This window comes from Ruegeria sp. H8, from assembly GCF_056532905.1.
Window position 1 is genome coordinate 24,166 of record NZ_JBQFNY010000005.1, and the last position, 22,535, is coordinate 46,700.

General features: G+C 56.5%; 27 protein-coding genes and 1 tRNA gene. 10 read left to right on the forward strand and 18 right to left on the reverse strand.

What is annotated here, in order from left to right:
* Positions 1-3 precede the first annotated feature (3 nt).
* A complete protein-coding gene (locus tag ACR0A2_RS13220) occupies positions 4-795 on the reverse strand; it encodes an inositol monophosphatase family protein (RefSeq protein WP_480447574.1) in 792 nt (263 codons plus the stop codon).
* Between the two features lie 349 nt (positions 796-1,144).
* Positions 1,145-1,230: transfer RNA gene (locus tag ACR0A2_RS13225), tRNA-Leu, on the reverse strand.
* Between the two features lie 386 nt (positions 1,231-1,616).
* On the opposite strand from ACR0A2_RS13225, the gene ACR0A2_RS13230 reads away from it, so the two are divergent.
* Both ACR0A2_RS13230 and ACR0A2_RS13235 read left to right on the forward strand, forming a co-directional pair.
* On the forward strand, positions 1,617-2,543 hold the full coding sequence (locus tag ACR0A2_RS13230) for an MBL fold metallo-hydrolase (protein WP_480447573.1): 927 nt from the start codon (positions 1,617-1,619) through the stop codon (positions 2,541-2,543).
* Positions 2,540-3,484, forward strand: a complete 945-nt coding sequence (locus ACR0A2_RS13235; protein ID WP_480835486.1) for an MBL fold metallo-hydrolase — start codon at positions 2,540-2,542, stop codon at positions 3,482-3,484. The genes ACR0A2_RS13230 and ACR0A2_RS13235 overlap by 4 nt, the downstream gene beginning before the upstream one ends.
* Before the next feature lies 1 nt (position 3,485).
* On the opposite strand, the gene ACR0A2_RS13240 is transcribed toward ACR0A2_RS13235, so the two are convergent.
* The 14 genes from ACR0A2_RS13240 to ACR0A2_RS13305 all read right to left on the reverse strand — a co-directional run bounded on the left by ACR0A2_RS13240 (position 3,486) and on the right by ACR0A2_RS13305 (position 16,409).
* Positions 3,486-4,544, reverse strand: a complete 1,059-nt coding sequence (locus ACR0A2_RS13240) for a YeeE/YedE family protein (RefSeq protein ID WP_480835488.1) — start codon at positions 4,542-4,544, stop codon at positions 3,486-3,488.
* Between the two features lie 58 nt (positions 4,545-4,602).
* On the reverse strand, positions 4,603-5,826 hold the full coding sequence (gene hemA / locus ACR0A2_RS13245) for a 5-aminolevulinate synthase (RefSeq protein WP_480835490.1): 1,224 nt from the start codon (positions 5,824-5,826) through the stop codon (positions 4,603-4,605).
* 1 nt (position 5,827) lies between these two features.
* A complete protein-coding gene (locus tag ACR0A2_RS13250) occupies positions 5,828-6,262 on the reverse strand; it encodes a DUF302 domain-containing protein (RefSeq protein WP_171641091.1) in 435 nt (144 codons plus the stop codon).
* An 81-nt stretch (positions 6,263-6,343) separates the two neighbouring features.
* Positions 6,344-7,606: an FCSD flavin-binding domain-containing protein gene (locus ACR0A2_RS13255; protein ID WP_480835493.1), complete on the reverse strand. Its 1,263-nt coding sequence runs from the start codon at positions 7,604-7,606 to the stop codon at positions 6,344-6,346.
* 24 nt (positions 7,607-7,630) lie between these two features.
* Complete coding sequence (locus ACR0A2_RS13260; protein ID WP_480835495.1) at positions 7,631-8,338, reverse strand: c-type cytochrome; 708 nt, start codon at positions 8,336-8,338, stop codon at positions 7,631-7,633.
* Between the two features lie 2 nt (positions 8,339-8,340).
* The gene (locus tag ACR0A2_RS13265; RefSeq protein WP_480447565.1) at positions 8,341-9,666 is read right to left on the reverse strand and encodes a c-type cytochrome; all 1,326 of its coding nucleotides are present in this window, start codon (positions 9,664-9,666) and stop codon (positions 8,341-8,343) included.
* Positions 9,650-10,912, reverse strand: a complete 1,263-nt coding sequence (soxC, locus tag ACR0A2_RS13270) for a sulfite dehydrogenase (protein WP_480447564.1) — start codon at positions 10,910-10,912, stop codon at positions 9,650-9,652. The genes ACR0A2_RS13265 and soxC overlap by 17 nt, the downstream gene beginning before the upstream one ends.
* 24 nt (positions 10,913-10,936) lie before the next feature.
* Positions 10,937-12,634 (reverse strand): thiosulfohydrolase SoxB, encoded by a 1,698-nt coding sequence (gene soxB, locus ACR0A2_RS13275; RefSeq protein WP_171641099.1) that lies wholly within the window; start codon positions 12,632-12,634, stop codon positions 10,937-10,939.
* An 87-nt stretch (positions 12,635-12,721) separates the two neighbouring features.
* On the reverse strand, positions 12,722-13,567 hold the full coding sequence (gene soxA / locus ACR0A2_RS13280) for a sulfur oxidation c-type cytochrome SoxA (protein WP_171120744.1): 846 nt from the start codon (positions 13,565-13,567) through the stop codon (positions 12,722-12,724).
* Between the two features lie 70 nt (positions 13,568-13,637).
* Positions 13,638-13,967, reverse strand: a complete 330-nt coding sequence (gene soxZ, locus ACR0A2_RS13285) for a thiosulfate oxidation carrier complex protein SoxZ (RefSeq protein ID WP_152457371.1) — start codon at positions 13,965-13,967, stop codon at positions 13,638-13,640.
* A 36-nt stretch (positions 13,968-14,003) separates the two neighbouring features.
* Positions 14,004-14,420 carry a thiosulfate oxidation carrier protein SoxY gene (gene soxY / locus ACR0A2_RS13290; RefSeq protein ID WP_152457370.1) on the reverse strand — a complete coding sequence of 139 codons (417 nt, stop codon included), beginning with the start codon at positions 14,418-14,420 and terminating at the stop codon, positions 14,004-14,006.
* A gap of 47 nt (positions 14,421-14,467) precedes the next feature.
* The gene (soxX, locus tag ACR0A2_RS13295) at positions 14,468-14,944 is read right to left on the reverse strand and encodes a sulfur oxidation c-type cytochrome SoxX (RefSeq protein WP_480619491.1); all 477 of its coding nucleotides are present in this window, start codon (positions 14,942-14,944) and stop codon (positions 14,468-14,470) included.
* A 131-nt stretch (positions 14,945-15,075) separates the two neighbouring features.
* Entirely contained in the window at positions 15,076-15,654 is a 579-nt protein-coding gene (locus tag ACR0A2_RS13300; protein ID WP_480835499.1) for a thioredoxin family protein, read from the reverse strand.
* A gap of 14 nt (positions 15,655-15,668) precedes the next feature.
* Entirely contained in the window at positions 15,669-16,409 is a 741-nt protein-coding gene (locus tag ACR0A2_RS13305) for a cytochrome c biogenesis CcdA family protein (protein ID WP_224857308.1), read from the reverse strand.
* 80 nt (positions 16,410-16,489) lie between these two features.
* Between ACR0A2_RS13305 and ACR0A2_RS13310 the strand changes: the two genes are divergently transcribed.
* From ACR0A2_RS13310 to ACR0A2_RS13320, 3 genes are all read left to right on the forward strand, one after another.
* Complete coding sequence (locus ACR0A2_RS13310; RefSeq protein WP_480835501.1) at positions 16,490-16,864, forward strand: hypothetical protein; 375 nt, start codon at positions 16,490-16,492, stop codon at positions 16,862-16,864.
* Positions 16,865-16,964: 100 nt separating this feature from the next.
* Positions 16,965-17,273 (forward strand): ArsR/SmtB family transcription factor, encoded by a 309-nt coding sequence (locus ACR0A2_RS13315; RefSeq protein ID WP_170345129.1) that lies wholly within the window; start codon positions 16,965-16,967, stop codon positions 17,271-17,273.
* 41 nt (positions 17,274-17,314) lie between these two features.
* A complete protein-coding gene (locus ACR0A2_RS13320) occupies positions 17,315-18,376 on the forward strand; it encodes a YeeE/YedE family protein (protein WP_480835503.1) in 1,062 nt (353 codons plus the stop codon).
* Positions 18,377-18,955: 579 nt separating this feature from the next.
* Here the strand turns inward: ACR0A2_RS13320 and ACR0A2_RS13325 are convergent.
* Positions 18,956-19,219, reverse strand: coding sequence for a DUF2312 domain-containing protein (locus ACR0A2_RS13325; protein ID WP_152457363.1), 264 nt, complete (start codon positions 19,217-19,219; stop codon positions 18,956-18,958).
* A 428-nt stretch (positions 19,220-19,647) separates the two neighbouring features.
* Between ACR0A2_RS13325 and ACR0A2_RS13330 the strand changes: the two genes are divergently transcribed.
* The gene (locus tag ACR0A2_RS13330) at positions 19,648-19,866 is read left to right on the forward strand and encodes a hypothetical protein (RefSeq protein WP_152457362.1); all 219 of its coding nucleotides are present in this window, start codon (positions 19,648-19,650) and stop codon (positions 19,864-19,866) included.
* A 9-nt stretch (positions 19,867-19,875) separates the two neighbouring features.
* Here the strand turns inward: ACR0A2_RS13330 and ACR0A2_RS13335 are convergent, their stop codons facing one another.
* Positions 19,876-20,091: a hypothetical protein gene (locus ACR0A2_RS13335; RefSeq protein WP_152457361.1), complete on the reverse strand. Its 216-nt coding sequence runs from the start codon at positions 20,089-20,091 to the stop codon at positions 19,876-19,878.
* Between the two features lie 243 nt (positions 20,092-20,334).
* Here ACR0A2_RS13335 and ACR0A2_RS13340 point away from each other — a divergent pair, with 243 nt between their 5' ends.
* From ACR0A2_RS13340 to ACR0A2_RS13355, 4 genes are read left to right on the forward strand one after another with little or no spacing between them, the layout of a single operon-like run.
* Entirely contained in the window at positions 20,335-21,198 is an 864-nt protein-coding gene (locus tag ACR0A2_RS13340) for an MBL fold metallo-hydrolase (RefSeq protein WP_152457360.1), read from the forward strand.
* A 35-nt stretch (positions 21,199-21,233) separates the two neighbouring features.
* On the forward strand, positions 21,234-21,662 hold the full coding sequence (locus ACR0A2_RS13345) for a YeeE/YedE family protein (RefSeq protein ID WP_480835506.1): 429 nt from the start codon (positions 21,234-21,236) through the stop codon (positions 21,660-21,662).
* Entirely contained in the window at positions 21,662-22,093 is a 432-nt protein-coding gene (locus tag ACR0A2_RS13350) for a DUF6691 family protein (RefSeq protein ID WP_171170714.1), read from the forward strand. The genes ACR0A2_RS13345 and ACR0A2_RS13350 overlap by 1 nt, the downstream gene beginning before the upstream one ends.
* A gap of 9 nt (positions 22,094-22,102) precedes the next feature.
* Positions 22,103-22,534: a protein tyrosine phosphatase family protein gene (locus tag ACR0A2_RS13355; protein ID WP_171641115.1), complete on the forward strand. Its 432-nt coding sequence runs from the start codon at positions 22,103-22,105 to the stop codon at positions 22,532-22,534.
* The last annotated feature ends 1 nt before the right edge of the window (position 22,535 follow it).

Consider the following 22,535-nt stretch of genomic DNA (forward strand, 5'->3'; position numbering starts at 1 on the left):
ACGTTAAGCGCTCCAAGCGTTTTCTGCGATCTCACGCAACGTCTCGAACACATCTGGCGTGCCTGCGATCACGCGCCCGCCGTCTCGGATCATCGCATCGGCGTTCTGATCCTCGACAACACCGCCCGCTTCCGCGACCAGCAATTGCCCAGCCAGACAATCCCAAGCATTCATGTGTTCCTCGACGTAACCCAAAAGGCGTCCGGCAGCGACGTAGGCCAACGAAAGCGCTCCACTGGCATTTCTGTGAAACATCGCCCCGTGCTCGATCAGGTTCTCGATCACGGGTAAAACATGACGGCTTTCAATCCGGTTCGAGTATCCTACTGCCACAGTTCCGTCGCGCAACGGCACTCCTGAAGCGACGCGTATCGGTGATCTGTTAAGTGTCGCTGATTCTCCGCGCGTTGCGACAAATGTTTCATCCACGTTTGGATCATGGATCACGCCAATCTCCGTTTGGCCGTTGGTGACACCAGCCAGAACAATGGTCCATGCTGGAATACCGTTCACGAAATTCGTGGTTCCATCAATTGGATCAATAACCCAGTCAAAGCCACTCTCTCCCGCTACCGCGCCATGTTCTTCACCGTAAACGCCATCTTTGGGCCAAGTTTCCGCGATCTTTTGACGAATGAAAGTCTCAACGCTCCTGTCCGCCTCGCTAACCCAGTCCTGAGCGCCTTTTTGATCAACGACAAGATTGACCCGATCTGCAAAGAACTTTTTGGCCACTACCCCAGCCTGCTTGCAGATTTCGGTGGCAAAGTCTGTGCGTTCTGAAAGTCGGGACATAGGAGCTCCTTTTTCGGTTGGAGAGGCCCAGCAACACTGTAGGCCAAGCGAAGACCAGGCTCCAGACTGATCGAGTTTCAGAGCCTGTGGGGTCCTCCCTGGAAAATTAGTGAATGGTCTACACGCCATTTCGATCGGATCAATCGTTCTTGTGCACAGAGAAAGACAGCAAATGGATGATTCACCAGGGCACAGGCGTCAATATGGCGAAGGTTGCTGAACTGGAAAGTCTAATCGAAGAAAAGGCCGCCCGATTGGCAAGCATACCTCACCAAGTGTGGGGCAGAATGTGGGGCACGAAAGGTGCCATATTTTTATTTGTTTTTTTAAAAACGCTTATTCGGTTTTTTGGTGCGGGCGGTGGGACTCGAACCCACACGGGCATACGCCCTTCAGATTTTAAGTCTGATATGTCTACCATTCCATCACGCCCGCACGGCGCAGCCCCTGGGGCCGTGCAATTTCCTTACAAGCACAGCGGGATGAGAACAATGCGCTTTGACGCAGATGGGCCGGGATTTTTCGGTGGAAAGCTGCGTCTGCCGTCGCCGTCGTTCAGCGGCTGGGCCTCTCCCCTGTTTCGAGGTCACGTAACAATCGCCTTTCCGACATCATCTCTTCCTCGGCAAACCATCATGACGCGGATTGCGCTGCACGTTCACTTTGCGCATGACCTTGGTGTCGTCTCCATTTACCACCGCTGAAAACCGATCTTCGCCCAATTACAAAGAAGACCCGACCGGTTTTTCAGCGTCGTGGAATGATCCTTTGTTGGTACTTCCATCGTTTACAAATAAAAATATTCATTTTAATGATTGCGTATGAATGGAATTTCTTTGTCCCGACGCAGCTTCCTGTTCAATGCCACGTGTCTTGCGGCACTTGGAGCTCAAGCCAGGATCGTGCAAGCAGAGCTGCGGCTCGGTCCTTCAGCCCGAATTACGACCGTGTCAGACGGATACCTGTCATTGCCACCTGATGTTGTTTTCGGAGCCATGCCCAAAGAGGAGGTCGAGCAATTTCTGACCCGCACTCAAGCGGACGCGACCAAGTACGAGCCAGAGTGCAACGTCACGCTTTATCGAGATGATGAAAACACCGTGCTGTTCGATGCTGGAGCGGGGCCGGACTTCATGCCCACATCGGGCAATCTGATGGAAACTTTTGAAGCAATCGGCTTGTCGCCCGAAAGTGTCACGCATGTGGTTTTCACCCACGCGCACCCGGATCATATCTGGGGTGTTCTGGATGATTTCGACGACCTGCTTTTCCCTAATGCGACGCACCTCATTGGACGCAAAGAATGGGATTATTGGTGGAACCCCTCAACGGTGGACACGATAGGTGAAGATCGCACCGCGTTCGCGGCCGGTGCAAAACGGCGATTGGAAGCAATCGAGGATCAGGTCGCGTTCTTCGAGGATGGTCAAGAGATACTTCCGGGCATTGCGGCACGGGCAAGCTTTGGGCACACGCCCGGTCACATGGCTTTTGAGCTTCGAAATGGGAATGAGTCCGTGATGGTCGTCGGCGACGCGCTGGGAAATCCGCACGTGGCCTTTGAGCACCCCGATTGGCACAGTGGAACGGATCAGGATCCCCAGGTCGCCGCAGCTGCGCGTTACTCACTTCTGGATCAGGTTTCCGAAGAAAAAAAGAGAATAATTGGCTTCCACTTACCGAACGGTGGAATTGGCCGCGTCGAAAAGACCGACTCGGCCTACAGATTCATTGGAGAGGCGTCATGATACGATCATTCGGGATTGCGGTTGCTTTAGTCACACCAGCTTGGGCAAGCGAGGATATTGCAGACCAGTATCCGCAAAGCGTTCTGTATTCCAAGCCGGTCGAATTCATCCCTAGCGTCTATTCCGCCATTGGCGCAACCGCTCCGCCGACCTACGAAAACTCTGGTCACAACAACAACCTGAGCTTCATCGTGACCGGTGAGGGCGTGGTCGTTGTCAACGGCGGTGCCGCCTATGTCCTTGCCGAGGCGCTTCACAAGGAAATTCAGGCGATTACGGATCAGCCGGTCACGCTTGTCTTCAACGAGAACGGTCAGGGGCACGCGATGCTTGGCAATGCCTACTGGTCGGAAATCGGGGTTCCGATCGTCGCCCATTCGGATGCAGCTGCCGAGTTCGAGGAGTATGGCCCTCAGATTCTGGAGGGAATGAAACGATACAATCAGGACAAGGCAGAGGGCACGTTTCTGGCAGGCCCAACCGAGACATTCGATGATGAATACGTGATAGAGATGGGCGACTTCCGGATCGAGGCCAAATACCTCGGACCGGCCCACAGCCCCGGCGATATCTCGATCTGGCTGCCGAACCAAGGCCTTGTCATCGCGGGTGACATGGCGTTCCACGAGCGCATGCTGCCGATCTTTCAAGAGACCTATACCGCGGATTGGCTGGAAACCTGGGACAACGAGTTCGAGGCTTTGAATGCCACGTATGTCATTCCCGGGCACGGTCATCCCACGAATATGGATCAGGTGCGCCGCTATACACGCGATTACCTGGTGTACCTGCGAACCAGGATTCAAGAACATATGGATGCAGGCGGCGATCTGACCGAAGCCTACTATGTCGATCAGTCCCCCTATGCCCATCTGGACACGTACGAGGAACTGGCAACCAAGAATGCCGGGCGCGTTTTCGAACAGATGGAGTTCGAGTAAGTCAGGAATGCTGCAATACCGGCAGCCGCATCAAAAACCTGTGCGTGCCTATCGCCCCAACCCACATGAAGAAAACGGCAAGCCAGGCTGTCCATGACAGGGCGGACCCGCCTGAAAGTCCGGCGCCCACGGCGCAACCTCCGGCCAGCATCGCCCCGAACCCCATGAGGACAGCTCCGACGAGGTACCGTTCCATCGGAGTGTCCGAGCCAAAGCGTTCGATCCTCCACTCGCCGGAAATGATGGCAGATCCTGCTGCGCCAATGGCTACGCCCGGCACAAGACCGATACCGAAAGACAGCACCACATTGCGCTCTGCAACCAACGCCATCAGCGTGTCTGTGGCCGGGCCGGTAAACGTCACCGAAGACACGGGGACGACCTCAAAGGATGCCTGCGCGATGGAAAACGTCATGAACCAGCCAAGCGCCACTGCCCCGCCAACTCCGGCGGCTGTCACGATCTTTGCAGGCGCGACTTTCCTGTGAAGGGCAAACACGATCGACAGGACAAATCCAATTGCTGCAACGGCCGAATAGACCGATGGGGGGAACCCTATTATTTCTGCAAGATCGCGCTCTGCGCCTCCTGAGATGGTCCACAGACCGGAAATCGCTTCACGGGCCGGGCTGAGAACGCCTGTGTAGGCGGCCTGAGCCACCAAGGTCAAAATCAACCCTGTCACAAGTGCACGCAGATTGCCGCACGACGCCAAGACCAGCAGGCGAGAAGCACATCCGCGCGCAAGAACCATGCCGATGCCGAACATCGCCCCACCAATAACCGCACCGCTAAGGCTGCCGGTTGACGCGATCGCGCGTGCCTCGGAAAGGTCCAGCAATTCAAGCGAGACAAGCGCCTGTACCAGCGTCAGTGCCGCGGTAAAGGCGATCAGCCAAACCGCCAAGCGAGGGCCAAACTTACCTTCGGCGACTTCCACCGTCGATGCGCGCAAACAAAAATGCGACTTCTGAGCCGTCACACCGAACAAGATACCGACCAGCACTCCGGCAAACGCCAGGGTGCCCGGGTCTCCCAGCAAATCGATGAGCCTCTCCATGGACAGAAACTCTCACTTCGTTGCGTATGTGTCTTTGTCTTTGGTCAATTCGTCAGCGTTATTGCGCAGCCATTGGCCTGCGCGCCAATTGGCATTGCGTCCACAACTCGCCCAACGCAGATACCAGCCGGTCCACGTCTTCACAGGTGTGCACCGGCGACGGCGTAATCCGCAGACGTTCCGTTCCTTTGGGAACAGTTGGATAGTTGATAGGTTGGATGTAGATCCCATAGTCACGCATCAGCACATCCGAAATGAATCGACACTTGACCGGATCGCCGACCATCACCGGAATGATATGGCTTGGGTTCGGTGTATGGGGAATACCCAGATCGTCCAGCCTGTCCCGGACTTCGCGCACGCGCTTTTTGTGCTGTTGCCGCTCTGCATTGCTTTGCTTCAGGTGCTTCACCGAAGCCGCAGCACCTGCCGCCACGGCCGGAGGCAAAGCAGTGGTGAAAATAAATCCACTGGCAAAGGATCGGACAAAGTCGACAAGCTCTTTCGACGCCGCGATGTACCCACCGACCACGCCGAACGCCTTGCCCAAAGTCCCTTCGATCACGGTCAGGCGGTCCATCAGACCCTCGCGCTCGGCGATGCCACCGCCGCGCGGACCGTACAGCCCGACCGCGTGAACCTCATCCAGATAGGTCAACGCGCCATATTGGTCCGCCAGATCACAGATCTCGGCAATCGGTGCAATATCGCCATCCATGGAATAGACGCTTTCAAACGCGATCAGCTTGGGCGCATTTGCAGGCAGGTCCGCAAGATGTCTTTCAAGGTCCTCAAGATCGTTGTGCTTCCAGATCCGCTTTTGACAACGGCTGTGACGAATCCCCTCGATCATCGAGGCATGGTTCAATTCGTCGGACAGAACCGTGATGCCAGGAATGCGGGACGCCAAGGTTCCCAAGGCGGCCCAATTGGATACGTAACCAGACGTGAACAGCAATGCCGCGTGCTTGCCGTGAAGGTCCGCAAGCTCCTGCTCCAACAGCACATGTTCGTGCGTGGTTCCCGAGATATTCCGCGTTCCCCCTGCCCCGGCACCACTTTTGTCAATCGCCCCGTGCATGGCTGCGAGGACTTTTGGGTGCTGGCCCATTCCAAGATAGTCGTTCGAGCACCAGACAGTGACTTTTTCGGGACCATTCCCCGTGTAACTGCGCGCCTTTGGAAACGCGCCGCACTGACGTTCGAGGTCCGCGAAAACCCGGTAGTTTCCTTCGTCTTTCAGTAGACCAAGTTGATCACGAAAATACTGCTGGTAGTTCATTTCAATCCCCAACAGCCTCTTCAACGATTCCGGACAACAGGGTCTGGACTTTTTGCATTGGGCCGTCCGGATAGCTTCGGTATCCTACCTTCACCCCGTCATCGTCCTCGGTCACGAATATCCCGTATGGGCAATAGCCGATATTCATCGGATCTGCTTCCATCACCTCACGCGAAATCTTTGCCGAGCAAAAAATAAAGATGTCCGCCGCCGCGAATATCTGTTTGTCGCTGCCGACATCAGCGCCCGTTCGGTTCAACATTTCGCCAACGTGGCTCACATAGTCGATGACCAACCCCTGCCCGACAATGGCGGATTCGACCGCGAAGGTGGCATCATCAAAACTTCCGTTAAAGGGGGTCGTGATGATATCCTCGGCAAGCCCTTGACTGGCAGAGACTGCAAAAAACGCGGCCGTGATGATTAAGTGCTTCATGATCTTGATCCTCCTCCTGAGCCGCAGTTTCTCAGATTGAGCTTCGGGGGCTTTGACCCGTGTCAAAACCCCCGAGAACTTCTATCCAAACATGTCCGAGGTGATACCGGCATACCAACCCAGCGACTCTTCATACGTTGCTTTTCTCAGATCGGCATCTTCGCCGGTCTGGCTGATGAAGCCGTCCACCTTGGCGATTTTTTCCGGCGTCGCCTCGTAGGTTGCGCCAACCTTCACGCCATCATCCGTGTCGATCAGCGACCAGCAGGTGTTGGAGAACTTGGCCGGGAACACCTTGGATCCGGTCAACGCACCCCGCACGGCATTCGCGCACACTTTCGCCTGACTGTTGGCCGAGAAACCCGATTTCGGCATGTCACCCTGCTGGCTGGCATCGCCCAGGACATAGATGTCCGGATCCGCCTTGGAGGACATGTCCGCGGCGTTCACCGGCGCCCAGTTGCCTTCGGTCACTCCGGCCATTTCGGCAATGCGTCCGGCTTTCATCGCCGGGATCACGTTGCAGACGTCGACTTTGGTCGCTTCTCCGTCGATGGTCACCGTCATCGCGTCCGGGTTTACCGAGACATTTCCACCACCAAAGTCTTCACCGATCCAGTCGACCATGCCTTCGTAATGGTTTGCCCAGCCTTCCTGGAACAATGCCATCTTCGAAAACTTCGGCTTCGGATCCGCCACGATGATTTTCGCCGTGGGATTGTTTGCTTTCAGAACATGCGCAACCATCGAGACCCGCTCATAGGGTCCGGGCGGGCAGCGGTACGGGTTTGGTGGTGCAACCATCGCAAAAGTACCGCCTTCGGGCATCGCCATGATCTGAGCTTTCAGAAGCTCTGTCTGCGAGCCGGCCTTGTACGCATGCGGCATCTTGTTCTGCGCCGAGACGTCCCAGCCTTCAACAGCCCCGTCGACAAAATCGATACCCGGGCTGAGGATCAGTTTGTCATACGGGACCGAGCCACCCCCGGCCAAGGATACAGTCTTGGCATCGCGGTCCACGCCGATGGCCCAATCGTGGACCACGTTTATCCCATAGTCGGCAGCAAGCGTTCCATAGCTGTGGGCGATATCCGAGAGTTCCTGGAACCCTCCAAGATACAGGTTCGAGAAAAAGCAGGTGTAGTAGGTCCGGGACGGCTCGATCAGCGTCACGTCGATCTCACCTTTGCTGTCCTTCGCAATATAGCGGGCAGCCGTGGCGCCGCCTGCACCGCCGCCGACAACAACGACCCGGGGCCTGCCCTGAGCCAGAACCATCGGTGCAGATAACCCGGCTGCCGCCACCCCGGCGGCTCCTAGAAATGTACGTCTATTGAGTGTCATCGCGTTTCCTCCCCTTAGGCACAATCACTCTGGGTTATTGAAATATGCGGCCAACGCCGCGATCTCGTCATTGCTCAGCCTTCCGGCGATCATTTGCATAACCGGGTGTGGCCGTTTTTTGTCCTTGTATGCGTGCATGGCGACGACAAAATCCTCGTCGGGCCAATACACGATCGACGGGATACCCTCGTCACTTCCTTCGATCTGATGGCACGTCGTGCATTCGCTGCTGAGATATGCGCCGTATTCGGGGTCTCCCTGAATCGCCAGGATCGCTGGATCGACGGAATGGTCCGTGCCTTTCGCGGTTGGGTCCGCTTCGGGAATATCCCGAGGGTTGTCTGAAAACCCCCGCAAATAGGCAATCACATTGGCCCGGTCTTCCGGGTCTTTCAGACCGCGAAAGCTCATCCTTGTGCCCGAGGCGAATGCACGAGGATTTTCGATATAGGCTGACAGAGTGTCAGCGTGCCATTCCAAACCCGAATTTCCCGCGCGCATAAGGCTTTTGGAATAATTGAAATCATCGAGACCTGCGGCCTTGCGCCCAAAGACACCATTCAGATGCGGACCGATTTTGTTTTCAGCGCCTTCGCCAACCTGATGGCAGCCTTTGCATTTGGCGAACACTGTTTTCCCGGCCTCGGCATCACCAAGGTCTTCGGTTGCGTAGGTCGATGTGGCGAAAGCCGCCACAACCGCCGCGCACGCCAGTATGTCCGACCACCGCATGATCAGCTTCCGAACGATTTGAGGTAGACAATCACGGCCTCAACGTCGTCTGGCTTCCTGAGCCCCGCAAAAGACATTCGCGTGCCCTTCATGTAATCCTTGGGTTTCGTCAGGAAGGCCGCCATTTCCTCATCCGTCCAGACTAGGCCGGCCTCGGCTGCGGCTTTCATCGCCTTGGAGTATTTGAACCCCTCGACCGATCCTGCATTGGCCCCGACAATCCCGTTCAACGCCGGCCCGGTGCCGTGCTTTGCACCTTCACCCACCTGATGGCAGGCTTTGCACTTCTTGAAGACTTTCGCTCCGGCGGCAACCAGTTCCGTTGCTTCGTCGGTCTCTTCGGCCTCTTGAACGGCTGGCTCCGCAGCGGCTTCTTCCTCGGGCTTGGGTGCCGCTGCCGGAATGAACGACGGGCCGTCCGCAGTGAATGTCGGCAACCCCTCAACTGTGGCATCATTCATCACCGAGTTCGACCCACCTTCGGGCGGCGTCTCGACCAGAAAAACGGAACGCATCGTGACAGCAGCCTCTGCCTTGCAGTTTTCCATGCAAGGCTCTTTGCGCCATTCGGCGTACTCGGTCTCGGGTCGTGTATCGACGACAAAACCGTCCTTATTGTACATCTCGAATTCGACGAAGTTTTCGTTGCTCAGTTCGAAATCGTCATCCACCAAATCATTGGAATACAGGATGTAGGCAACAATCGCATAGGTCTCATCCGCGGTCAAAGTGCCCGCCTCGCCAAATGGCATGGATCGGGAAATGTAATCCCAGGCAGTAGACAAATGCGGCCAGTAGGACCCGACGGTCTTCACGGGATCTTCGTTTGCAAGCGTATCGAACCCACCGGCAAGAACGGGCCAGTTGTCCACACCTTCGGCAAACTCTCCGTGACATGAGGCGCAGCGGTCGGCAAACACTTCTTCCCCGGTCCAAACGTCGCCCGATCCGACAGGCAAGCCCCGCCCGTCCGGCAAAACGTCAACGTCCCAGGCCGCGATCTCTTCCTCCAGCGCAGGCCGTCCAAGCCCATAGGTGCCCTCGCGGCTGGGCGCAGGTGCGGTCAGGTTCGCGCCATTCGCGACCCGTTCCGCCGCGGCGGCCTGAATTTCCTGGACTTCGAGCTCAAGCTGGGCTGCTCGTTCGGCTTCTGCCTTCGCTTTTTCCTGTGCGGCTGCTGCGTGGGCCTCGACCTGGCCAATCCGGGTTTCCAAAGTTTCGATCTTCGATTGGCCGAAGTTTCGGTTGGCGAACACCAACGCCCCCGCAAGCACCAACGCTGTGCCGCCGAATACGGGCAGGAAAACATGACTAAGAGACTTCGACATTCTCGGCGATCCCCTCTGCGCTTACGTACCACGTCTGGATACAGTTGTTGTGATAGACCGAGTTTTCGCCGCGCTTTTCGCGCAGCTGGTCTTTGGTTGGCTGCACATAGCCGGTCTCATCCATTGCTCGGGCCTGTAGGAGCATGGGTGCCCCGTCCCAATTCGTGTCGAGATAGAAACGTGTCAAAGCCTTGGTGTCGCCCTGCTTGCCAAGGCGTGCCGTTTCCCACGTGATGCCGCCGTCCTTGGATACATCGACACGGGTAATCTGTCCGTGACCTGACCATGCAAGCCCTGAAATCACCAGCGGCCCGGGCCCATGTTTGATCGGCATTTGCGGGCTGGGCGAGGTTATGACGGATTTCGCATCCATCACCCAAGTCCATTTCTGGGCCGTGCCATCGGCATAGACATCGGTGTATTTCGACGTTTCTTCGCGGCTTTCGACCGCCCTGTCGACGACCTCGATCCGGCGCAGCCATTTGACCCACATGTTGCCTTCCCAGCCTGGCACGACCAGGCGCACAGGATAGCCATGTTCCATCCGCAGGGCCTCGCCATTTGCCTTGAAGGCCACCAACACATCATCCAGCGCTTTTTCCATCGGAATGGAGCGGCCATTGGACGACGCGTCCGCGCCCTCGACATAGACCCATTTGTCGGGCGAGATATCGGCGCCGGCCTCTTGCAACAGCGTGCGCAGCGGAACACCGGTGTATTCCATGTTGTGGATCATACCATGGGTGAATTGCACACCGTTGAGCTGCGCGCCCGCCCACTCCATCCCGGTATTCGCCGCGCATTCGCAGAAATACACGTGGTTTTCGCGCGGGAAACGTTCGATGTCGTCATACGTAAAGACAAGCGGGCGATCGACCAGCCCGTTGATCATCAGCCGATAGTCTTCCTTGCGCAGCTCGATTGCGCCCGAGTGGTGCCGTTCAAAGGCGCAGCCCTGGGGTGTGATGGTACCATCAAGCGCGTGGATCGGCGTGAAGTTGATCGACGAAATCGGAGAGGCGGTCAGCCATTCCACATTGCGGCGCACGACATGGGATTCATAGCTGATCGGCATGCCATAGGGTGTCTCGTCAACGCCTGCACCCGTGTACGATGCCCAATCCTGAAGCTCTGTTATCAGGGGGTCGGGCTTTTCTGCCACTGCCGCACCTGCAACTGATCCCGCGGCGACCGCGGCACTGCCTTTCAGGAAAGCCCGGCGGGACGGTTTGAACGCGTCATCCATATCTCTAAGGTCTCCATCTGTTTCTTAGGCGCCGACGACATCGACGCTGGTGTTCTCTTGCACCGTTACGGTTCCAAGGTTGCGAATGTGGTTTTCGACGACATCCCAGATCGGCGGACCCTCGGTGCCTTCGTTGACGCTGGCCCAGCCGGCCACGACATAGGTTTTCGACGGATCAATCGCTTCACCCGTCTTGAGCAGGGTCATCTCGCTGATCCGCTGCCCTTGCGGCTTGGTCACGTCGATGCGGTAGCCCAGCCCACCGACACGGACCATGTCGCCGCCCTGCTGGTAGTAGGGATCAGGGTTGAACAGGTTGTCGCCAACATCCTCGAGGATCACATGGATGAACTCACCCGTCATTTCCGTGCGATAGGCATTCGGATATGACATCGAAGTGACGTTCCAGATGTCCTCGCGCGTGATCTCCTGCCCCGGCAGGATCGACGGCCCCCAACGAACACCGGGGGACATGGCAATGTCTGCCTCCCGCTCCTTAAGCAGGGCATCACAGATCAGGTCATCCCAGGTTCCGTTGAAATTGCCGCGACGATAGAGCAACGAGTCCGTTCTGCCGATCACTTCGCTGAGCGTCGCCTCATAGGGCGCGCGCTGCTCATCTATCAGGGCGGTGATCGCAGGATCCGGAGCGATAACATCAGAGAAGATCGGGATCAGCTTGTGCTTCAACCCCATCAACTGCCCATCCCGCACATCCAGATCCACGCGGCTGACGAATTTGCCGTTCGAGCCTGACGCGATGATATGCGTTTTGCCCACCAGAACCGGCTCGGGCAGCGCATCGTGGGTGTGGCCACTGAGGATCACGTCGATCCCCTGCACCCGGCCGGCCATTTTCTTGTCCACGTCAAAGCCGTTATGGCTGAGGACGACGACGACATCGGCACCGGCATCGCGAACCTCGTCGACCATTGCCTGCATGTTCTCATCCCGAATGCCGAAAGAGTATTCAGGGAACATCCAACCCGGATTCGCAATTGGCATGTAAGGGAACGCCTGCCCGATCACGGCAACCTTTGCACCGCCTCGGTCAAAGAACTTGTAGGGCTTGAACAATTCCGCAGGTTCATCCCATTCGGCATCAAAAATGTTCTGACCCAAAGCGGCAAAGGGCAGCCCTTCGACGATTTCGTTAACTCTGTCGCTGCCCAGCGTGAACTCCCAATGAAAGGTCATTGCATCAGGTTTCAGCGCGTTCATGACATTGACCATGTCCTGACCGCCCGTCTGGTAACAGGTGTAAGACCCGTGCCAGGTATCGCCGCCATCCAAAAGCAGGGCATCGGGCCGGTCCGCACGGATGGCATTGATCACCGTCGAGACCCGGTCCAAACCACCGACCCGACCGTAGGTCTTTGCCAGGGCCGCAAAGTCGTCGTATGTCAGCGCATAGGCGGACGGGCTGCCATCCTCGATCCCGTAGGCCTTGCGGAATGCGGCCCCCGTGACGTGCGGCATCTGCCCTTTCGCCTCGCCGATACCCAGGTTTATCTCGGGTTCACGGAAGTAAATCGGTTTGAGTTGCGCGTGGATGTCAGTTACATGGATCAGGCTGATATTGCCAAAGGTCTGAAACTCCAGCAGCTGATCCTGCGTCAGACTTTGCTGCGCGGAAAGCCTGGCCCAATTGCCAAACCCGGACGCTCCGTACAGAGCCGATGCCGCCATTGAAACCTGTAAGAAGTCACGTCGAGAAATCATCTTTCGGCTTTCCTATTACACATATTAATGTGTGAATGTTATATTCTTGAAAAACCCGCGTCGGACATCGCCGGCGCGGGTCGTTCGTTATTGGCGCACGGCCGGGGTTTCGACTGAAAGCCCGTTGCCACGCGAGGCAACATAAAGCTCCAGCGCACGGAATTCGTCTGAACCTTCGGCAAAGGTTTCCGCCCGCGTATCACGAATACAACCGCGGAAACGATTGTGTCGCGAAATCAGCTTGGCCTGTTTCAAGCGATACGTCGGGAACCCATTGATCATTCCCTGGCTCAGGTGATCTGCCCGGATCATGTTGCCCCAATTGTCTTCATGACAGTTGGCACAGCTCAGCTCCAGCTGGCCATAGCGCGTATAGTACATTTCCTTGCCCTGTTCCCAATACGGGGCGGCATCACCGTCGATGGCAACGTTCATGGGCATCCCGCGTGACTGTAGTCCGATCAAAGCGACCATGCCCTGCATATCGCCGCCGGACCATTTCCAGGCATCAGCCTCCATGTGCTCGGTCCGGCACGCGTTGATCAGATCTTCCATGACCACCAGCTTGCCGGTTTCGGCATCAACTTTCGGCATGGAAGCCTGCAATCCCTTGAAGCTTTCCACCCCGTCGTGGCACGAGGCACAGCTTTTGCCGGCAGCCCCATCGACCGTCTCAAAAAGGTCTGCAGCCTGGTCGACGAAGATCATCGCTGGATTGTCGAAATCATCAATCTGAAGGGCCTGGGTTTCATCCGTACGGAAATGCCAACCGGAATAGATCGTGTCCAGGTTTTCCAGATGCGCCGGCGCTTCGGTGACCGAGGTCATGTCCAGCTCGTCATTGATCACAAGATTGTCTTCGTCAGGTCCGGCCATTGCTGCCACTGGGAAAACCAGAACTGCCGCGATCGCTGTTAATGCCTTTGTATTCATTACGTTCCTCCCTTGGTGGACCAGCGCCAAACGTCATTTCCGGCGCTGATCTGCCTTAGTGGTCGAGCCGTCAGGCGATCTCGATCGATTTCTTCTCGTCGTAGACAGAGCCGTCGTCATCGTACCAGGTGAACACGAACTCACCTGCCTCGGGCACGGTTGCCTCAAACTGGAAATACGGGTTGGTTGAGATTGCCGGCTCCATCGTCACATCGATCACCATTTCGCCGTTAAACTCACAGGTGAAACGGTTGATGATCGACCGAGGTATGACGTTGCCTTCTTTGTCCTTGCGCTGTCCGCTTTCCATCTTGTGGCTGATCAATGTCTTGATCGTGACGGTTTCGCCAGCTGCGGCTTTCTTCGGAACCTTGACGCGGGGTTTCACACCGGATGCCATTGGTTAGTCTCCTGTTCTTCGAGGCGCGCGTGGCTATCAGCCGCCGCAGCCGCCGATTGTCACTTTTACGGTCGCGGATGCCTTGGCAAAGCTGCCATCTGCCATCTTCGCCACGGCAATGACATCCTGCGTTCCGGCAAGGCGGATACGGGTTGAAGCGGCCTGTTCAGCGGCCAGTGGGCCAAAGTTGAACGTTGCGACGCCCGGTTCGGGGTTGCCTGCTGCAACGATCAGAATCGATGCTGCACCTGGGGCGCTTACTTCGATCGGTACGGTGTTTCCGTTTTCGGCGATTTCAGGTGCCGTCAGTGTAACACCGCCGTCGGCCACATCCGCCCCACCGGTAAACGCGGCAATCGCATCCTCAGCGGCCGCATTTGCACGAAACGGCATCATTGTCAGGAACGCGGCGCCCAGCCCAAGGGCCAGAGTTTCGCGGCGAGAGAGTTCCATTTTCAATCTCCTTTGAGTCTTCGAAAAATCACGCTGGACAAGCGCGACTATTCCTCTTTCAGGGTTGCAAGAAACGCGACCACGTCTTCGATTTCCTGCGCTGTCAGGATCGACGTCAGAGGCTCGGTCGGGGCTTTGCCGGTATAGGCGTCGCCCGGGCGGATATAGCCGTCATCCTTGTAGAATGCCGGCATCACCGTGCCTTCGAACGTCATTTTCGCGTTTGCAACCAATCCGCGAAGCTCGGCCTCGGACCAACGATCACCGGCACCATCCAGCGCCGGGCCAACCTCGCCATGGAACGGAATATCGGCCAAAGCCGAGACCGCATGGCACGCCACGCAATTGCCTTTTGACTTGTCGCCAACGATCAGCGCGCCTTTTGCCGCGTCACCGGCCGCGCCGGTCAACGAGACCTCAACGGCACCATATTCACCATAGGTTACGTTTTTCGGGTCGGTATCCGCGGCAAACGCGGCACCCCCTGTCATTGCGCAGACCAATGTTAAGAGTCTCAGCTTCATGATCCCTCCCATTTGCTAACACGCCGACGGCGCTTTGCGACCCAAAGCATTTGTGTACCGTAGTCGACGAGGGCGGTCTGTCGCAACATTAAATTCATTACAATGAATTTTTTTATTTATACCCCCCGACCTCAGTCTTGCGAAACATTGTTTCGCTCCTGAATGCGCCGTGCGTGGTAGCGCTGAAAATCTTCACCATTTTCAAGTTCGTACCGCTTTTCAAAGACCCAGGTGAACAGATCCAAGGTTGTTCCTTTCGAAAACGCCCCCGGCATGACTGCAACCGCTGCATCAATGGCGGTGGCGTCCTCGGGAACCTCTTCCGGCAGAAATACAAGGGTCGGCGTAAACAGAATCCCCCATTTGCGCATCAGCGCTCTTTGCTCGCTCTCTTCCCCGTCAAAGTCGGTGGCCGTGGTGCTTCCGTGCAGATCCAGTTGGACGACAAAGAAGTTGTCTTCGATGTACGCCGCCAGGTCGGGCTGGGGGAAAACTTCTTCGTGCATTTTCTTGCAATAGATGCAGCCCTGTTGCTCGATAAACAAAACCAGGCGCTTGCCTTCATCTGACGCCTCGTCAAGATCCTCGCGAAGGTCTTTGAACGTGTCGCGCATCCACCGTGTTTTGTGCAACCCGTCGTCGCCAAGCTCGGCGGCGGAAACCGCCACGCCCAACAAGCACGCCATCAAAACTGACAATGTTCGCTTCATGTTGTCCTCCCGTATTATCCGATGGCCGCAAGCCAGGGCATATGGTCCAGCATCCATTGGGCCACGCGATTGATCGAGTTGGTTGCGATCAAAGCGCCGAACAGAATCAACAGACAGCCCATGGCCTTCTCGATCAGGGGCAAATGCTTTCTGAACCGCGCCATCCACTGCATGAAGGGGCGCACCAAAAAGGCCGCCAGAACAAAGGGGGCAGTCATTCCCACCCCGTAAACGAATAAAAGCATCGCACCGCGCCAAGCCGTCTCGGTTCCGGCCGCCGTAAACAGGATTGCAGCAAGCACGGGCCCGACACAGGGCGTCCAGCCAAAAGCAAATGCGAGCCCCAGAACATAAGCACCAATCAGGCTCAGGTTTGATGTTTCACCGACATCTGCCCGAAACTGGCGATACAGAAACCCGATGCGAATCAGCCCCAGGAAATGCAAGCCCATCGCCATGATGATGGCCGCGGCAATCCATCGAAGGATATCGAAGTATTCGCGGATCATTTGACCGAATATCGAAGCCGTGGCTCCAAGGGCCATAAAAATCGTTATGATCCCTGCTGCAAAAGCGATTGCAGAAAGCGTTGCCCTGCGGCGAACGTTGCCGGAAATGACTGAACTGGCAGAAATCTGCTCCATCCCGACACCCGCCAGGTAACTGAGGTAAAACGGCACAATCGGCAGGATGCATGGGGACAGAAATGACAACAGCCCTGCGACCAAAGCCCCTGCAAATGTGATGTCGAGCATGGTCAAACCCGTCCTGGCGCGCTATCATTCATACATTCAAAGTAATAAAGATATGACGCTGCGGTCAATCGGAGCTTGAGATGCGCCACCTTTTCCTGCTTGTGCTTGCGGTCACATTGCTTGTTTCGCCCCTGGCTTTACGGGCGGAAATGACGCTTTTGATGGCCGAAGAAGATGGGTGCATGTGGTGTGCCCGATGGGATTCCGAAATCTCGGGGATCTACCCGAAAACACAGGAAGGAAATGCCGCCCCGCTTCAGCGTGTCGACATCCATGAATCCCTGCCGGATGGGATCACCCTGAAACGACCTCTCTACTACACTCCGACCTTTGTTTTGCTGGACAACGGCCACGAAGTCGGCCGGATCGAAGGCTACCCCGGCGAAGACTTTTTCTGGGGGTTGTTGGGCGTGATGCTGCGTGACGCAGGGGTACAGGTTGAGACCTCTGGCTAATCGGCGGCAAATTACATAAACTGTTTTGAATGCGTGAAGCTGAGAAAGCGAGGCGATCCTTTTGGACAAACCATCGAAACTGCCGGTGTTCACAAAGGACATGTGTGCAGAAGATCTGGACCGAATGATGGAGAATGCCCAGACGGCATCAAACTTCCTGAAGGCCATCAGCCACGAGGGGCGTCTGATGATCTTGTGCTATCTGTCATCGGGTGAAAAGTCCGTCACCCAGATGGAAGAGATGCTGTCGGCGAGACAGGCCGCCGTATCCCAACAATTATCCCGACTGCGCTTTGAAGGCTTGGTCAAAACACGGCGCGAGGGTAAGACAATTTATTACAGATTGGCTGATGATCGTTCGACGCAAATTCTGGAAGTCGTTTACGATCTTTTCTGCCGGGACACGTAGAAGCCGGTCAAGACGCCGCCAGCTTTGGGAGGAGACTGGCAATGTTCGAAGCATTGGGAGACGCAAATGCCGTTGCTCTGATCGGTTTGATTGGGGGCATCGCTTTGGGGCTGGCTGCGCGCATCGGTCGCTTTTGCACGTTGGGTGCCATCGAAGACTACCTTTACGCAGGCGATGATCGGCGACTTCGCATGTGGGCGGTTGCGATTGGCGTCGCGATTGTTGGAAGCCATGCCGCCATGGCGTTCGGGTGGCTTGACCCTGTGGGAACACGCTACCTTGCCCAGACCTGGAACCCGATCGGTTCGATCGTGGGCGGCCTCATGTTCGGTTATGGAATGGCCATCAGCGGGAACTGCGGCTATGGCGCGCTGGCAAGGTTGGGAGGCGGCGACCTTCGATCCTTCGTCATCGTCCTGATCATGGGCCTTTCGGCGTATGTCGTAATGTCCGGCCCCCTGGCATATCTGCGGGTTTGGCTGTTTCCAGTGGAAATGGATATCAGCGCGCCCCAAAGCGTCAGCTTTCTAGCTGAACGGTTGACCTCTGTTCCGGCGTGGCTCGTCGGTTCCGCCGTCGGTGTCGTTTTGGTGGTCTTCGCTTTGGCGAACCAGCAGTTCCGGCGTACGCCAGCGCAGGTGTTTTGGGGATCTATGGTTGGACTGGCGATCGTCTCGGGCTGGCTTGGAACGAACTGGGTAGCAACCCACGGTTTTGACGGTGAGCCGGTGCAAACGCATACCTTCGCGGCACCCTTGGGTGACACGATATTCTACTTGATGACAGCGTCCGGAAACACTTTGTCTTTTGCCGTCGGATCAGTCTCGGGCGTTCTGATCGGCGCATTTTTGGGGTCCTGGTCAAAGGGTCATTTTCGCTGGGAAGCCTGCGAAGATCCGCGCGAACTGAAACGGCAGATGCTGGGCGCGGCGATCATGGGCCCCGGAGCGATCATCGCAGTCGGTTGCAGCGTCGGACAAGGCATATCTGCCTTCTCACTTCTGGCATACAGCGCGCCCGTGACATTCGCCGCGATCTTTGCGGGCGCGGCGCTTGGACTGAGACAACTCGTGTCCGGGCTGTCCTTCATTACCGAGCGCTGAGTTCTTAACACCACCATGCCTTATGCCAAAAAGGTGTCGGTCGCGCCGAGTAGCCCCACTTGAGTGGTCAGGCTTTGTTGGTTGGTGCATGACCGGCCTTTTGGTTGATCTAAAGGATGGTTTGCGGCGCTCGCACCCGCAATGCCGCAGGGTCGGTCGGGATTTCGCCACAGCCCAATCGCATGTGTCACTCCGCAAAAGGCGGAACAGGAATCTTCAACGATCTTCAATGCCAAAAGAACCCAGCCTTTGAGCCGCAAGCCTTCGGGCAATCACGAGGCAGGTCTTGCCTCGGATAAACCATCAAAAAAGGCAACAAGGTCTTCAGCAACCGCAGCTTCGGCTTTCTGACACATTGAATATCTGCCTGTGTAAAACAGATCTGGTCGTCGACAAGGACCCTGCAAACCCACAAGGCAACTGAGGCAAAAGTTATCACCGGACAGCCAGCCAAGTCTGCGATTTTTGAAATCTCTGCCCTGTCTGGCTGTACATGTTGCAGTCTTGGCCAGTGACACGCTGTTCGGGCTGAAGCTTTCGTCAGCCCGAATGAATTAGCGCTTTTGCCAAGAACCGGCCTTAGTTCATGCCCAAGGCTTCTTTGTACATCTCGATGACAGCCTCTTGCTCGGCAATATCATCCTTATCTCTTTTTCTGAGAGAAATGATGCTGCGAAGAGCCTTCACGTCGTAGCCGCGCGATTTACTCTCTGCGTACACTTCCTTTATTTGATCCGCGATGTCTTTCTTTTCCAACTCCAAGCGCTCGATACGCTCAACAAATTGGCGCAACTCCCCAGAGGTGACCTTGTAACTTGCTTCTGCTTCTTCCGACATGCTCATCCAATTCTTCCCAATTCTGGATCATCACCGCTAAGAGAATACAGTTCATACCACCTGTATTCGCCTCAAGCTTTGGTTGCTACACACAAAACAGTTCTCGAGAGGCAGAAGCAACGACGTGCCCGAGCCGCAGCCATGGCTTTTTTCCGTTGTTCCACCGGCTTGTATTCACCGTATCCAGCCCCTCAAACCGTTCGATGAACTGGCACCGCTCATCGGCAGTCACGCGACAGTTGGGGGCAGCCTGATCTTTGAATATGCCTTCCATACGCGTCCGTCCCAAGGGCTGAAATCTGATGCAGGAAGCCGGATACAATGCCGCAGCCCGGGTCGCAAGCACCCAATCCCACCCAATCCCCGAGCACACTTGTACGGCGTGATCCGATCCGGTAAGCGCGGGGGTAGTTCACGAAGAGATGTAGGGCACCATGTTCGAATTCATCACTTGGGGCGGCGCAGCCCTTTCTATGACCGGCCTCGCCGGCCTGATCTGGTGTATTCTTCGCGTGATGAAAGCGCGCAAGGCGGGTCTGTCAGACGACGAACTGCGCGCGACCGTTCAGGGCGTTTTGCCCTGGAACCTGGCGTCTTTGTTCCTGTCCGTCCTTGGATTGATGCTGGTCATCCTCGGGATATCCTTTGGATGACCACTTGTTTCAAATCGGCAGGTTATCGAACTGCGCTTCCATAGCGTCTTCGCACAGGGCTGCATCCAGACGCCGCAGGCGGGACGGCACCTGCATCCCCTGCTGTCGCATACGGTCGACAACCTTGCTCACACTCGGCTGAAGCGCCAAACGCGTATCAAGGCACGCATTTCTGAGCTCTTGTTCAAGCCGTTCTGCTTCGGAATAAAGACTTGTCGATGTCATAATACCCTCCCAAGTGTCGCCAGTATCCCAAATATAGGTAACGGGAATAAGACCCGCTGATATTAACCTGAAATTGTGCGGGATATTGCCCAACACATTCGCGTTTTCGGCAATCCGGCGCGGATGGGCTAAAGTTTAAGCTGATTTAATCGTGAATGCCTTGACGCGCATCAAACACAGGTTCGATGTTGCATCACATTCCATTTTACATATATGATAATGACAACCGATACGGAGGAAATCATGACACCCGCAGTGAAAGCGTTTTTTGACGATCAAACCTTCACGGTGTCCTACGTTGTTCATGAACCGCAAGGGCGTGCCTGCGCCATCATCGACAGTGTTCTGGATTTCGATCATGCTTCGGGGCGCACAGAGACAAAATCGGCTGACGCAATCATCGACTTTGTGCGCGCGCACGATCTAAAGGTTGAGTGGATTCTGGAAAGCCACGTTCACGCCGATCACCTGTCTGCGGCCCCCTACCTGCAACAGGAACTGGGTGGCAAAATCGGAATTGGCGCTCAGATCGTCACCGTGCAGGACACGTTCGGCAAAGTCTTCAATGAAGGAACCGAATTCCAGCGCGATGGCAGCCAGTTCGACGCCTTGTTCTCGGAGGGGGACAGTTTTCACATTGGGCAGATGCGCGGCGATGTTCTTCATACCCCGGGCCATACCCCGGCCTGCCTGACCTATGTGATAGGCGACGCCGCCTTTGTGGGCGACACGCTGTTCATGCCGGATTTCGGCACGGCGCGCTGCGATTTTCCCGGAGGCTCCTCAGCCACACTGTTTGAATCGATCCAGAAAATCCTATCGCTGCCGGACGAAACGCGCATCTTTGTCGGGCACGACTACAAAGCGCCGGGCCGAGATGAATACGCCTGGGAGACGACGGTAGGTGAACAAAAAGCGCTGAACGTCCATATCGGACAAGGACGCAGCATCGAAGAATTCGTGGAAATGCGTGACGCAAGGGACGCCACCCTTGCCATGCCGCGCCTGATCCTGCCCTCTTTGCAGGTCAATATGCGGGCGGGGCAAATGCCGCCTGCCGATGAGCAAGGCGATGTATTCCTGAAGCTGCCGGTGAACAAAATCTGACGCAAGTCAAGTCACTCTAAAAAGGATTATCCCACATGAACATCGAGTGGATCTGGGGGCTGTGCGGTGGCCTGCTGATTGGCCTGGGCGGAGCCGTGTACCTGCTTGGAAATGGCAGGATCATGGGTGCAAGCGGCATTTTGGGTGGCCTTGTCGACGGTGAGGCCCGCGACACCAAAGCCGAACGCCTGGCCTTTATCGCCGGGTTGATCGGTATGCCGCTTCTGCTGCGGCCACTGATCGCCCCCGAGGCCCAAACGCATCTCACCAGCAATCTGGGCCTTGTTGTTGTGGCCGGGCTTCTGGTCGGTGTGGGAACGCGTTTCGCCAATGGCTGCACGTCGGGTCACGGGGTCTGTGGCATCTCGCGATTTTCTCTGCGCGGCATCGTGGCCACCGTATTCTATATCCTTGCCGGCGGAATGACCCTCGTCCTGCTGCGCCATGTTTGGGGGTTGATCTGATGCGCCTTTTGATTGCTTTGCTCGCAGGATCCCTGTTCGGTGCCGGATTGTTGGTTTCGGGCATGACGGACACGACCAAGGTTCAGGGCTGGCTGGATGTTTTCGGAAACTGGGACCCGACCCTGGCCTTTGTGATGGGCGGCGCCATCCTGCCGATGCTTGTGGCCTGGAGGCTGATCTCTGGGCGCAAGGCATTGACCGGAGGCGATTTTCCACCTCCTCCGAGGTCCGAGGTTGATCGCAGGCTCATCATTGGTTCCGTCCTGTTCGGAATGGGCTGGGGCTTGGCCGGGCTTTGCCCGGGACCGGCGATGGCCTCGCTGACATATGGTGGTTTGGGTGGCTTGGTCTTCCTGATCGCGATGGTTGCAGGCATGTTCATCGCGCCAACGCTGGGGGCGCAACTGGACAGAGCCGCAAACGCGGCCTAAGGATTTGGCATGGAGATTCGACCGATCACGCCCCGCTATGCTGTCTCACCGCAGATCACGGTAGAAGACGTCCCAGCAATTGCCGAGGCAGGCTTCGTCAAGGTGATCTGCAACCGGCCCGATGTTGAGGTTCCCGCGATCATGCAATCCGACGCGATCGGTGAAGCCGTCCGTGCGGCAGGCATGGAATACGAGGTGTTGGAACTGACCCACCAGACCATGACGCCCGAGATTGCAAAGCAGCAGCGTGACCTGGCAGAAAACTGCGATGGCCCGGTTCTGGCTTATTGCGCCTCAGGCACTCGGTGTTCGGTGGTCTGGGCCCTTGGTCAATGCGACCGCATGAGCACGGACGACATTCTGGCCGCCACGACAAATGCCGGGTATCAACTGGAAAACCTGCGCCCTGCCCTGGAACACTTCCGCAGCAAGGCAGACTAGC